Genomic DNA, 13591 nt, shown 5'->3' on the forward strand with positions numbered 1-13591 from the left:
TGCAAAACCGCGCCCCGACCCATATCGGGGCGCGGTCATTTGCAGACCACTCCAACAAGAAGACGCATATAAAGGCGCCTCTTAATGCTCAACTTTACCATCAGACGACTGGTGCTGGCCGTTCCCACGCTACTGTTCATCAGCCTCGTCATCTTCCTGCTCCTCGAACTCGCACCCGGCGATCCGATGGCGCAGGTTCCACTTACCGTCCCCCCCGAAGTCAAAGAGAAGATGCGCGAAGCACTGGGCCTCGGTCAGCCGATGCATATCCGGTTCTGGAAATGGATCGTGCAGTTCTTCTGGATCGAACCGCAGGTTCTGGTCGACTCGATCTTTGGTACAACCTTCTCCGAAGGTGACCTGCGCGTGATTTCGTGGCAGACCCGCTCACCCGTCATGGACATCGTCGTTCAGCGCATCCCGCAGACCCTGTGGGTTGTTGGCACCGCTTATGTGGTCGCCATCCTGATCGCTCTGCCCATCGGTATCTATTCGGCTTACCGGCAGTATTCCTGGTTCGACCAAATGGGCACATTCGTGTCGATGGTCGGCTTCTCGGTACCGCCGTTCTTCTCGGGCGTATTGGTGATCGTGATCTTCTCAGTCCAGCTTGGGTGGTTCCCGTCGATCTATGACACTACCCATGTGGTCAATAGCTGGGACAGCTTTGTTGTACAGCTGAAACAGATGATCATGCCGGTCATGGTTCTGGCTCTGCAGATCACCGCACAGCTCAGCCGATTCATGCGCGCCTCGATGCTGGACAACCTTAATCAGGATTATGTCCGCACCGCCCGCGCCAAGGGCCTCAGCGAATACACGGTCGTCATGGTCCACGTCCTGCGCAACTCGATGATCCCTGTGGTCACCGTTATCGCGCTGGGTATTCCGGCCATCTTCGGCGGAGCGATCATTACCGAGCAGGTGTTCAAAGTGAACGGCATTGGCCAGTTGCTGATCGGGGCTATTCAGGCCAATGACTTGCCGATGGTCCAAACCCTGACCTTCATCTTTGCCGTGCTGATCGTCCTGTTCAATCTGATCGCCGACGTTCTCTATGGCATTCTGGACCCGAGGATTCGTTATGACTGATCATGATCGTACCGATACACTGGTCCCGGACGAAGGGCTTGCGCCCGCCTCGACAGCGCTGCCAACCACCGATGTGATGGAAGAACTGGCCACCCCACCGCGGAGCCAATGGCGCGATGTCTGGGATCAGTTCAAGACCCACAAAGGCGCGATGATCGGAGCGATTCTGTTCATCTTCATCGTCGCAGGCGTCTATCTGGGCCCATACTTATGGAGCATCGACCCCACTCAGATCGACATCCGTTCGCGCAATCAGGGCCCCAGTTGGGCGCATCCCTTTGGCACCGACCAGTTGGGCCGCGACATCCTAGCTCGCATGATGTCAGGCGGTCAGACATCGGTGTCAGTCGGCATCACCGCGATGCTGTTGGCGCTGTTTCTGGGCTCGTTCATCGGTGTTCTGGCCGGGTTCTTCAAACGGCTGGATGGCCCACTGATGCGCCTGACGGATCTGTTCTTGGCCTTGCCGTTGCTACCGCTGTTGCTGGTCATGATGCTGCTCTTCCGCGAGCCGCTATCTGCCGCCTTCGGGTTAGAGCGTGGAATCTTCATCCTGATCGTCTGCGCCATCGGCATCACCTCATGGATGCCCACAGCGCGGATCGTGCGCGGCGATGTGCTGGCGATCAAAGAGCGTGAATTCGTTCTGGCCGCCCGGTCCATCGGCACCAGCAATGGCCAGATCATCACGCGGCACATCCTGCCGAATGTTCTGTCTCCGATCATGGTGTCGGCCACGCTGGGGATTGCAACTGCGATCATCACCGAAAGCGCGCTTTCCTTCCTCGGCCTCGGATTTCCGCCGGACTTCCCGACATGGGGTCGGCTGCTCTTCGATGGCGTCGACTATCTGCAGCAATACCCCGAGCGCGTGTTCTGGCCCGGACTGGCGATCTCACTAACCGTCCTCAGTGTAAATTATCTGGGTGACGGCCTGCGCGATGCGCTGGATCCACGTATTCGCGGACGTTAAGCGAACTTAGTCGGCGCGCTTCAGCGCGCCGGCCAATACGATGATCAGAAAGGCCAGCGGTAAAAGAACTGCAAAGGCAAATCTCAGCGTCATCAACTCGGCCAGAAATCCGATCAGAGGCGGCCCAATCAATAAACCTCCGTATCCCAAAGTCGCGACGCTTGCGATCGCCTGTCCGGGCGGGACATGCGGGTCGTTGGCCGCGCGGCTAAAGGCCAGAGGCATGATTACCGCATAGCCCACTCCCATCAGAGCAAAACCTGCCAAAGCCAATCCTGCCCCTCCCGCCGATACCACGCCAAACACGCCCAGCGCGGCGCAAACGCCGCCAAATCGTGCTGTTGCAACAGGCCCGAAACGCGCGATCACCACCCCGCCCGCAAGCCGGAACGCAACCATCGTGACCGAGAAGACCGCATAGCCTAACGCCGCGATACTCTCAGCCGCACCGGTAACGTCACGCAGGAAAATCGCGCTCCAATCCGCAACAGCCCCCTCGCCCAAAGCGCCGCACAGCGCCGTGAAACCCACAAGGATCAGGGCACCCGATGGCAAAGCGAACACCGATCCAGGTTTTGAAGCCGATCGTTTCGAAGTCCAGCGTACCCAAGACAAAACAAGCGCAAGCGCGACGACAACGCCACCCGCTAGCAGAAAATGTTGCAACACCGACAGCCCCATCTGTACGGCACCGTATCCGCTGAGCGCTCCCAGTCCGGCTCCAAGGCTCCACATCGCGTGAAAGGACGACATGACCGGCTTGTCATAGGCCTGTTCGACCTCTGCCGCCCAGGCGTTCATCGCAACATCCATCGAGCCATGGAAAGCTCCGAACACAAACAGAAACGCCGCAAGCGACCAGAACCCGCCGGCGAGAGCCAAAAGAATCAGGGAAAAGGTATAGAGAACCGCGATAACCCGCGTGATCGCCACTGCCCCAAACTTGTCGGTCAAACGGCCTGTGATCGGAAACGAACACACGGCCCCTGCAGCCATGAACAGCAAACCAAGCCCTAGCGCCTCGTGCGTCAGATCCAGCCTGTCCCGAACCGCAGGTATGCGCGATGCCCAGATGCCGAACAGCGCACCGTTCAGGATAAACATGGCGGCCACAGCCCGCCACGCCGCAACAATACCGATCACAGGGAATCCTCATAAAATCTGCCAAACGCCACCCGTTCTACAGATCATTCGTCGCCCGGCATAGACCGCTTATTCAATTCGCTTCCGGATCTGGCGCACCCCGAACCAAACGGCAAGGATGACAGGCACGGTCACAATTGCCGTCAGCATCCCTTTGCTAATCCCGGCCTGCGTCAGTGGGTAGAGCAAGTAGCTGACCAGAGACACCGCATAGTAGCTGATCGCCACCACAGATAATCCCTCGACTGTGTGCTGCAATCTAAGGGCCAGATCAGCACGCCGGTCCATGCTTTCCAGCAGAGCCTGATTTTGAGCGCTGCGTTCGACATCGACACGGGTACGCAACAGGTCGCCGGCGCGAATAGCTCTGTCGGACAAGGCCTGCAAACGGCGCTCGGTTGATTTCACCGTCCGCATCGCGGGGTCATAACGACGCATCATGAAATCGGCAAAACTCTGACGTCCATTGAATCTTTGTTCACGCAACACCTCGATGCGCTGATTGACAATCGCCTCATAGGCACCCGTGGCGCCGAACCGAAAAGAACACCGTGCCGAAAGTGTCTCAAGCTCGATCGAGGTAGACAGAAGATCCGGCAACAATTCGTCCGGGTGGGCTGTTTCGTCGGACATCTGCCCCATCAGGCGGGTCAATTGACCATCCAGTTCGCCGATGCGCGGCATCAATTGCTTGACCCTCGCAAATCCCAGCATCGACATTGCCTTGTAGGTCTCAATCTCGCACAGTCGCTGAACGATCCGCCCGGTCCGACGCCGCCCGGTGCCTTTCTTGACAAACATCGCAAGGCGCATATGGCCTGCCGGATCAATTCGGAAATCACAAGCGCAGATAGCGGCATCATCCAGCACCCGCGCCACTGCTAGGCTTTCCGGCTCGAACCACTGAGCCAGCGAAGCCTTTGCCGCCTCATCTCCCTCGTACTCGACGACGCGAATTAAGGCCGATGTCACGCGCTGCCCCGGGCTCGCCATCAACCAATCTGGCGGAAACACCTCAAAGTCTGCCGGATTGAATGCACGTTCACTGACGTTCGGAGTGATCGCGGTATAGGTCACAAACTCGGTATGTTGTTCCCATTTCAGCCAATGACGCCCGATTTGACCCGCGTAGTGAGTGGCTTCTGGCTGAGGGTGCTGCGCGCCGTGGCGATCCAGCAGATTGATCAGGTGGGCCATATCCTCGCCACGATCGCGCGTAACCGCTTCTTTGGGCTTCTTGATCGCCAGAAACACAACCGTGCTGGGCAAGGGTGCAACCGGAAATGGGCGTGCATGCAGTTCATTGGCCAGCGTATAGCGAAGCGGATGATTGTCTATGGGCGTCATGTAAGGCTCCGGTGTATCACCGGCACTATAAGGCAGACCGACACAGCATCAATTGTTTATTTATTTCAATTACTTACAAGGATACAACGGTATACAATCCCGCTATCTTATTGATTCGGCTCCCATAGCTCGATGGGATTGCCTTCAGGATCGTGGATGCGGGCGAATTTCCCGACCTCGCTGTCCCACTCCGGGTTCGTCTCGACGGTGATTCCGGCGATCTTTAATTGGACGATCAACGCGCTCAGGTCATCGACACGAAAATTGATCATCCATTGCTGCTCGGAGCGGCCGAAATACTCGGTGTCCTGCGCAAAGGGTGCGAACACCGTATATCCTTCCCGCTGCTTCCAGGGCACAGGATCGTAGTGATTGACGCCCAAATGCTTCTCATACCAAGCACTCAACGCCTGCGGATCACGGGCCCGAAAGAATATCCCGCCAATTCCATTTACCTTCTGCATGGTCTGCCTCCGACTATCCCGAACACTCGCCAAGTTTAACACAGCCCGCTTGCTTCATATGGCTAAAAAACCTTGAGGGGGTTGGAGGCAAGCCCCCATCTCATCACAAAAGAAAAGGGCGCCCTCAGGCGCCCTTTGCAATCAGATTGTCCCTTCTGATCAATCGATCATGGGCAACAGCTTGTCGAGCGAAGCCTTGGCGTCGCCATAGAACATGCGGGTGTTCTCCTTGAAGAACAGCGGGTTCTCGATGCCCGAATAGCCGGTGCCCTGACCACGCTTGGACACAAACACCTGCTTGGCTTTCCAGCATTCCAACACCGGCATCCCGGCGATGGGGCTGTTCGGGTCTTCCTGCGCCGCAGGGTTCACGATATCGTTCGAGCCAATCACGATGGCCACATCCGTATCCGGGAAGTCGTCGTTGATCTCGTCCATCTCAAGAACAATGTCATACGGCACCTTCGCCTCGGCCAGCAGCACGTTCATGTGGCCCGGCAGACGACCGGCAACGGGGTGGATCGCAAAGCGCACGTTCTTGCCCTTGGCGCGCAGCTTGCGAACCAGCTCGGACACCGATTGCTGCGCCTGCGCCACGGCCATGCCATAGCCGGGAATGATGACGATACTATCTGCATCATTCAGCGCCGCCGCGACACCATCTGCCTCGATGGCGATCTGTTCACCCTCAACAGCCATCTGTTCGCCCTGCGGGCCACCAAAGCCGCCTAGAATTACGCTGACAAAGTGACGGTTCATCGCCTTACACATGATGTAGGACAGGATCGCACCAGACGAGCCCACCAATGCACCAACCACGATCAGCAGGTCGTTGCCTAGCGAGAAGCCGATGGCCGCAGCCGCCCAACCCGAATAGCTGTTCAGCATCGACACAACCACCGGCATGTCGGCCCCGCCGATGCCCATGATCAGGTGATAGCCGATGAACAGCGCTGCCAGCGTCATCAGGAACAGCGGGAAGAAACCGCCCGAATTGGTGTACCAGATCAGGCAGATGAACGACAAAGCAGCCGCACCCGCGTTCAGAGCATGACCGCCCGGAAGCTTGGTCGCTGCCGAGGTCACCTTGCCCGCCAACTTGCCATAAGCCACGACCGATCCAGTAAAGGTGATCGCACCGATGAAGATACCGAGGAACAGCTCAACATGCAGGATCGCCAGTTCGGCCGCGGTCTTCTTGGCGATCAGCTTGGCGAACGCCCCCAGATCGGACAGGTCCGCCTGAGACGCGCTGTCAGCAATCGCCATGACTTGCGCCACATTGCCGATCTCGAAATGGGCATTGAATCCCACGAACACAGCCGCGAGACCCACCAGCGAATGCATCGCGGCCACAAGCTGTGGCATCTCGGTCATCTGGACGCGCTGCGCCACGTACTGACCGATCAGACCACCGCCCGCGATCAGCAGCAACGACAGCAGCCACAGGCCTGAACCCGGACCAACCAGCGTCGCAAAAACCGCGAGCGCCATACCAACAATGCCATACCAGACCGCCCTCTTGGCGCTTTCCTGGTTCGACAATCCACCCAGAGACAGGATGAAAAGGACAGCCGCAACGACATAGGCGGCAGTAGTGAAGCCAAATTCCATGTGCCCGGCCTCCTTAAGATTTCTGGAACATGGCGAGCATGCGCCGGGTTACGAGGAAGCCGCCGAAGATGTTGATTCCGGCCATGAAGACTGACAGCGCCGCCAGCAGAATGACCAGGAACGACCCCGATCCGATCTGCATCAAGGCTCCAACGATAATGATCGAAGAGATCGCGTTGGTGATCGCCATCAGTGGTGTGTGCAAGCTATGGCTGACATTCCAGATCACCTGGAAGCCCACAAAGATCGCCAGCACAAAGACGATGAAATGCTGCATGAAGCTGGCCGGAGCGATCAACCCCACCAGCAACATCAACGCACCGCCGACGCCCAGCAACGTGAACTGTTGCTTGGTCTGCGCTTTGAAGGCCGCGATTTCCTGCGCCCTTTTCTCTTCCGGTGTCAGTTCCTTGACCTCGGCCTTAGGCTGTGCCGCAATCGCCTGCACCTTGGGCGGAGGTGGCGGGAAGGTGATCTCGCCCTCATGGGTCACGGTCGCGCCACGGATCACGTCATCTTCCATGTCGTGATTGACCTTGCCGTCCTTCTCGGGTGTCAGGTCAGCCATCATGTGACGGATATTGGTCGCGTACAGAGACGATGACTGCGCCGCCATCCGGCTGGGGAAGTCGGTATAGCCGATAATGGTCACGCCATTGTCGGTCACGATCTTCTCATCCGGCACCGTCAGTTTACAGTTACCGCCCTTTTCCGCTGCAAGGTCAACGATGACCGAACCCGGCTTCATGCTTTCGACCATATCTTTGGTCCAAAGCTCAGGTGCCTCACGGTTGGGGATCAGCGCCGTGGTGATGACGATGTCCATCTCGGGTGCCAGTTCCCGGAACTTGGCAAGCTGGGCGTTGCGGAATTCTTCCGACTGGACCGATGCGTAGCCACCAGTCGATGCACCGTCCTGCTGTTCTTCCTCAAAATCCAGATAGACGAACTCAGCCCCCATGGATTCGACCTGCTCGGCCACTTCGGGGCGCACGTCGAACGCATAGGTGATCGCACCCAGCGAGGTCGAGGTCCCAATCGCGGCCAGTCCGGCCACACCGGCACCGACGATCAGCACCTTGGCAGGTGGCACCTTACCAGCCGCCGTCACCTGACCTGTGAAGAAACGGCCAAAGTTGTTGCCTGCCTCGATCACAGCACGGTACCCGGCGATATTGGCCATCGAAGACAGCGCGTCCATCTTCTGCGCGCGCGAGATACGCGGGACCATCTCCATCGCGATCACGGTCGCGCCCTTGGATTTGGCGGCCTCCATCCCGTCTTCATTCCCAGCCGGATTAAAGAATGAAATCAGGGTCTTGTTCTTGGTCAGACGCTTCAGCTCGGTGGCATCGGGCTGACGCACCTTGGCAATGATATCCGCAGCCTTCCAAAGCGAGGCAGCGGTCTTCATGACCTCAACGCCTGCGGCTTCATAAGCGGCGTCCGAAAACCCCGCAGCAGCGCCTGCGCCCTTTTCGATCAGGCACTCATAGCCCAGTTTCTGCAACTGCACAGCCGAGTCCGGAGTCATCGCGACCCGGTTCTCGCCCTTGTACGTTTCCTTTGGCGTCCCAATTTTCACCAGTCGGTTCCCCCTAATTTTTGATTCAGGCCAGGTGGGTGTTCAGCATAGAATGACAAGCAGACATGTATCCTGCGCAAGATTATTTCGCAAGCGCAGCAATTATGACGCTGTGTCATGATGACCACACCCTTATATCCATCGTCTGGTCTTGCGTTCATACCGGGCGAAATCGGCGCGGAATGTGCGGCGCAGACGGTCTTCCTCGGGTATGATAAAGCGGCGTTCCAGCACCCAGACAAAAACCGGGATCAGCACCAGCGACAACACCGCGTCAAAACGCAGCATCAGCCCGGTCAGGATCAACACATCACCCACATAGATTGGATTGCGGCAGCGCTTATAAATCCCGGTCTGCACCATGGTCGAGGGTGTTTCGTGCGGAAAGACCGTGGTTTTGTGCCGGCGGAACTCGATTACCGCCATCACGGCCAGAATGATACCGCCACCGATTAGTATGCCGCTGAGCAGATCTGTCACCGCCCCATCCAGAGACAACCCCAGCGGCAACACGCGGGCCTGGACCCAGGCGAGCAAGGCAAAGCCCACAAGCCAAACAGGTGGTATGTCGATCAGGCGCATGGCTGTCCCTTCACGCGGCGACACATGGTGGCAGATGTCGCTTCTGATCGCTCTCCTATCGTTTTCTGACCGCATTGGCAAAAGCGCAGGGTGTCGCATCGACCCAGGGCGCTGGACAACCCGCACCAATAGACAGACACAACGGTATCAGATAGCCAGTTACAACCTGACTGTTTCAGAAAGACAAAGCCTCGCCATGACCGATTTCGCCAAAACCAAATCCATGTTTCACCTGCCCGAGGGTGTTCTTTATCTCGACGGTAACTCTCTGGGCCCGTTGCCGAAATCAGCCGGTGACCGTGTCGGAAGCATGATGAAGGACGAATGGGGTCAGTTGCTGATCACCGGCTGGAACAAAGCCGGGTGGATGGGTATGCCGACCGGCCTGGGGGATCGGATCGGACGGCTGATCGGGGCAGAGCCCGGCAGCGTCGTGGTGGGCGATACTCTGTCGATCAAGGTTTATCAGGCGGTCGCCTCAGCGCTGGAGCTGAACCCGACCCGCAAGGTGGTCCTGTCGGACAACGGCAACTTCCCGTCGGATCTTTACATGGCAGATGGGCTGTTGCGATCACTGGGGACGGATTACGAACTGCGCGTGGTCGATCCCGAAAACGTCGCTGCACATATCACCGAAGAGGTCGCCGTTCTGATGCTGACCGAGGTCGATTATCGCTCCGGCCGTATGCATGACATGAAGGCTTTGACCGAACTGGCCCACGCGAACGGTGTCGTGACCGTCTGGGACCTTGCCCATTCTGCGGGGGCAATCCCGGTCGATCTGTCCGGTTGCAACGCGGATTTCGCTGTTGGCTGCACGTATAAGTACCTCAATGGCGGTCCCGGCGCGCCAGCGTTCGTCTATGTCGCTCCGCGTCTGTCGGATCGCGTGCGCCCGGCGCTTTCGGGCTGGTTGGGGCATGAAGCCCCCTTTGCCTTCGATCTCGACTATCGCCCCGGCGCGGGAATCGAGAGGATGCGGGTCGGAACCCCTCCGGTCATTCAGATGGCAGCGCTGTCGGCAGCGATGGATATCTGGGACATGGCTGAAATGGCCGATGTGCGCGCCAAGTCTATCGAATTGACCGAATTGTTCATTACCCGGGTTGAGGCCACCTGTCCGGGATTGACACTCGCTAGCCCCCGCGATCCAGCCCTGCGCGGAAGTCAAGTATCGTTTCATTTTGATGAAGGATACGCTGCCATGCAGGCTTTGATCGCGCGTGGCGTGATCGGCGATTTCCGAGCGCCCGATATCATGCGGTTTGGCTTCACACCGCTATATGTCGATGAAGGGGATGTAGAACAGGCCGCCCAAATTCTGGCCGATATCATAACCAACAAGCTGTGGGACAAACCGGAATACAAAATCCGTCAGCGCGTCACCTGACCTCAAGCGCCGCGCCCAAAAGCGTGGCCAATTGCGAAATGCCTTGTTCGAACTCTTCAGCGCTGGAGGCTGTCATCTTGACGCCCTTCAGCGATGTGGTGATTGTCTTTGCGGCCTCATCCGGGCCGACAGGCAAATGCGCGCGACCTGCCGCATCCTCGCGCCGTAACCATTCGGCGTAAAGTCGCGTCAATTTGGCCTCGCCCTCCTGAACGATATCCGTCGACATGGATTTGGTCGCGTCCAGCATTTCAAGCCCATGAGGTGAGGCCAAAATTTCAGCCATCCCGTTTGATTGCGCCTCGATCGCCTGAGCGAGGATCTGAGGCAATGGACCTTCGCTGGCCAAGGCTTCAGCGACTAGGGTAACTTTCTCGCCATAATAAAACTGCGTCAGTTCGCGAACGATGGCCTCTTTATTCTTGAAATGCAGATAGACCGCAGGCCGGGACATCCCTGCCCCTTTGGCAATGTCATCCATCGAAGTTTTCTTAAACCCATAGGTCGCAAAGGCCTGAAATGCCGATTTCAGAATGGCCGCTGTCTTGGAATCTTCACTTACACTCGTCATGCGAGAACCTCTGACACTTCTTGTTCATTTTGTCAATTGACAAGCTGACACTTTTCATTAATTATGTCAGAAACCAGCCAAAGCTAAGAGAGGTGCGCCATGGCGACGGCCCTTAAGATCAACGGAAAGACCCATCAGGTTGATCTGCCTGATGATGTGCCCTTGTTATGGGTTCTGCGTGATGAGGTTGGACTAACCGGTACCAAGTTCGGCTGTGGTGTGGCTGCCTGCGGTGCCTGCACCGTTCATATTGATGGTGAGGCCGTGCGGTCCTGCCAGGTAGCGCTCTCGGATGTTTGGGGTGATGTCACCACGATCGAGGGGCTTGGCACGCCTGACGCCATGGCAACGATCCAGAAGGCCTGGGTTGACCACCAAGTGGCCCAATGTGGTTACTGCCAGTCGGGCCAGATCATGCAGGCCGCATCGCTACTGGCTGAAAACCCGGCCCCAACGGACGAAGACATCGACGATGCGATGCAAGGCAACCTTTGCCGCTGTGGCACCTATCCTCGCATCCGCGCGGCCATCCATGATGCCGCTGCCAAGTTGAAGGAGGCTTGAGCCATGGGACGTATCGGTAAAATCGTTCGCCGCACATTCCTGATCGGATCTGCCGCCATCGTAGGTGGAGTGGCCTTCGGTGCCTACTACGTCACGCGTCCAGCTGCGAACCCGCTGAAACCGCGTGACGGGGAAACCGCGCTTAGCCCCTTTGTTCTGATCGACCAGCAGGGCGTGACCCTGTTCGCCCCCCGCGCTGAAATGGGTCAGGGCGTTATGACCACCTGGGCAGCACTGATCGCCGAGGAGCTGGATGTTGAGCTGGACGAAATCCGTGTGCTGCACGGACCTGCTGCTGCCGCCTATTACAACCATGCTCTTATGGGGGAAAGCCTGCCAGGCAAGGGCTATGACATCTCGGATTTCCAGCACAATCTGGGTGAGGCACTGGGTGTTCTGGGCAAAACGTTAAGCCTGCAGGTTACCGGCGGCTCAACCTCGATGAAAGACGGGTTCGAACGGATGCGGATGGCCGGCGCTACTGCGCGAGAAACCTTGAAGCAGGCTGCCGCGGACCAACTGGGGGTCGATCGCGATCAACTCATGACCGAAAATGGTGCTGTGGTTGCCCCGGATGGCACGCGCATTCCCTATAGCGAATTGGCCGAGGCCGCAGGCCAGATCGAACCGCCCGAAGTCACTCTGCGCGATCCGTCCGAATGGCGTTTGATCGGCAAATCCCTGCCCCGCGTCGACATTCCGGGCAAATCCACCGGCACCGCCACCTTTGGCATCGACGTGCGCCCCGAGGGCCTGAAATTCGCCTCGGTCCGCATGAACCCCAAGCTGGGCGGGGCAATGAACGGCTTTGACGCCAGTGCTGCAGAAGCCATGCCCGGCGTTGAAAAGATCGTCGATCTGGGCACGGGCGTCGCGGTGATTGCCAACAACACTTGGCTTGCCATGCAGGCGGTCGAGGCGATTGACGTGGATTGGGGCGATGCCCCCTATCCGCCCGATACTGATGCGGTATTCGCGCAAATTGCCAAGGCGTTTGATGACGCCCCGAACTCGACCATGCGCGATGAAGGCGATGTCGAAACGCTTCCTGAAGGTGCCACCGAGATTACGGCAGAATATACCGTGCCCTATCTGGCCCACGCCACAATGGAACCGATGAACGCCACGGCGCTCTATACCAGTAACAAGCTGGACCTGTGGTGCGGCAATCAGGCCCCGACCCTGATCCAGATCCGCGCAGCCAACACCGCCGGTCTAGATACCGAAGCGGTTGAGATTCACACCACCTATCTGGGCGGCGGTTTCGGCCGCCGGGGCGAGTTGGATTTCGGCGAGATCGCCACAAAGGTCGCCATGGCCATTCCAGGCACCCCTGTGCAAACGACGTGGAGCCGCGAAGAGGATATGCGTCACGATTTCTACCGCCCCGGCGCGATGGCGCGCATGCGGGGGGCAGTGAAGGATGGCAAGGCCGTTCTGATCGACGGTAAGGTTGCTTCGCAATCCCCGACCCACCAAGCGGTCGAACGTGTGACGGGTTTCTCTGGCGGCGGCCCCGACAAGGTTCTGGTCGAAGGCTTTTTCAACCAGCCCTACGCGGTGCCGAACTACAGAATGAGTGGTCACGTTGCCGATTTGGCTGTACCGGTTGGTTTCTGGCGCTCGGTCGGCAACAGCCACAATGCCTTCTTCCACGAGACCTTCCTGGATGAAATGGCCCATGCCGCCGGGCGCGACCCGCTGGAGTTCCGGCTGGAGTTGGCAAGGTCCGAGTTCGCCCCGGCTGCGGGGTGCCTGGAGGCCGTGAAAGAGATGTCAGGCTGGACCGGCAAAACCCCCGATGGTGTCGGACGTGGCGTGGCAATGGCCTACAGCTTTGGCACCCCTGTCGCACAGGTCATCGAAGTGGTGGACGAAGACGGCACCATCCGCATCAACAAGGCCTGGATCGCCTGCGATGTCGGCTTGGCTTTGGATCCGGCGACGGTCGAGGCGCAGATGATCGGCGGCATGATCTACGGATTGTCTGCCGCCGTTCAAGAAGAGATCACCTTTGCCGATGGTGAGGTCGAACAGTATAATTTCCCGGATTATGATGCGTTAAGGATGCAAAGCACACCGATCACGGAAGTCCGGATACTCGAGACCAACAAACATCTGGGCGGTGTCGGTGAACCGGGGACACCGCCGTCGATGCCCGCTTTGGGCAACGCGCTGTTCGACCTGACCGGCCAACGCGCGCGCAGCTTGCCGCTGAACAAGCAGTTCGACTTGCTCGTATGATCAATTTGCGCCGACCCGGCTA

At 58.2% G+C, this 13591-nt stretch carries 12 protein-coding genes; 5 read left to right on the forward strand and 7 right to left on the reverse strand.

Going from position 1 to position 13591, the window contains the following annotated elements; all coding sequences use genetic code 11:
* Positions 1 to 84 precede the first annotated feature (84 nt).
* A complete protein-coding gene (locus ACR0KC_RS06220) occupies positions 85 to 1092 on the forward strand; it encodes an ABC transporter permease (RefSeq protein WP_170397107.1) in 1008 nt (335 codons plus the stop codon).
* Positions 1085 to 2065: an ABC transporter permease gene (locus ACR0KC_RS06225; protein ID WP_170397109.1), complete on the forward strand. Its 981-nt coding sequence runs from the start codon at positions 1085 to 1087 to the stop codon at positions 2063 to 2065. The genes ACR0KC_RS06220 and ACR0KC_RS06225 overlap by 8 nt, the downstream gene beginning before the upstream one ends.
* A 6-nt stretch (positions 2066 to 2071) precedes the next feature.
* On the opposite strand, the gene ACR0KC_RS06230 is transcribed toward ACR0KC_RS06225, so the two are convergent.
* From ACR0KC_RS06230 to ACR0KC_RS06255, 6 genes are all read right to left on the reverse strand, one after another.
* A complete protein-coding gene (locus ACR0KC_RS06230; RefSeq protein WP_480763592.1) occupies positions 2072 to 3208 on the reverse strand; it encodes an MFS transporter in 1137 nt (378 codons plus the stop codon).
* A gap of 69 nt (positions 3209 to 3277) precedes the next feature.
* Positions 3278 to 4555, reverse strand: a complete 1278-nt coding sequence (locus tag ACR0KC_RS06235) for a DUF3422 family protein (protein ID WP_170404096.1) — start codon at positions 4553 to 4555, stop codon at positions 3278 to 3280.
* A 107-nt stretch (positions 4556 to 4662) separates the two neighbouring features.
* Positions 4663 to 5019, reverse strand: coding sequence for a VOC family protein (locus ACR0KC_RS06240; RefSeq protein ID WP_480771611.1), 357 nt, complete (start codon positions 5017 to 5019; stop codon positions 4663 to 4665).
* Between the two features lie 159 nt (positions 5020 to 5178).
* Positions 5179 to 6633, reverse strand: coding sequence for an NAD(P)(+) transhydrogenase (Re/Si-specific) subunit beta (locus ACR0KC_RS06245; protein WP_170397117.1), 1455 nt, complete (start codon positions 6631 to 6633; stop codon positions 5179 to 5181).
* 13 nt (positions 6634 to 6646) lie between these two features.
* Entirely contained in the window at positions 6647 to 8218 is a 1572-nt protein-coding gene (locus tag ACR0KC_RS06250; RefSeq protein WP_170424155.1) for a Re/Si-specific NAD(P)(+) transhydrogenase subunit alpha, read from the reverse strand.
* 132 nt (positions 8219 to 8350) lie between these two features.
* Positions 8351 to 8800 (reverse strand): methyltransferase family protein, encoded by a 450-nt coding sequence (locus tag ACR0KC_RS06255; RefSeq protein WP_480771612.1) that lies wholly within the window; start codon positions 8798 to 8800, stop codon positions 8351 to 8353.
* 196 nt (positions 8801 to 8996) lie between these two features.
* Between ACR0KC_RS06255 and kynU the strand changes: the two genes are divergently transcribed.
* A complete protein-coding gene (kynU, locus tag ACR0KC_RS06260; RefSeq protein ID WP_480705474.1) occupies positions 8997 to 10190 on the forward strand; it encodes a kynureninase in 1194 nt (397 codons plus the stop codon).
* Here the strand turns inward: kynU and ACR0KC_RS06265 are convergent.
* Positions 10183 to 10761 (reverse strand): TetR/AcrR family transcriptional regulator, encoded by a 579-nt coding sequence (locus ACR0KC_RS06265; protein ID WP_170397125.1) that lies wholly within the window; start codon positions 10759 to 10761, stop codon positions 10183 to 10185. The two genes, kynU and ACR0KC_RS06265, sit on opposite strands and share 8 nt — an antisense overlap.
* 99 nt (positions 10762 to 10860) lie before the next feature.
* Here ACR0KC_RS06265 and ACR0KC_RS06270 point away from each other — a divergent pair, with 99 nt between their 5' ends.
* Together ACR0KC_RS06270 and ACR0KC_RS06275 are read left to right on the forward strand one after the other, a co-directional pair.
* Complete coding sequence (locus ACR0KC_RS06270; RefSeq protein ID WP_170397127.1) at positions 10861 to 11325, forward strand: (2Fe-2S)-binding protein; 465 nt, start codon at positions 10861 to 10863, stop codon at positions 11323 to 11325.
* A gap of 3 nt (positions 11326 to 11328) precedes the next feature.
* Positions 11329 to 13569, forward strand: a complete 2241-nt coding sequence (locus ACR0KC_RS06275; RefSeq protein WP_480705476.1) for a xanthine dehydrogenase family protein molybdopterin-binding subunit — start codon at positions 11329 to 11331, stop codon at positions 13567 to 13569.
* Positions 13570 to 13591: the final 22 nt, after the last annotated feature.

The organism is Ruegeria sp. CF3, from assembly GCF_056537365.1.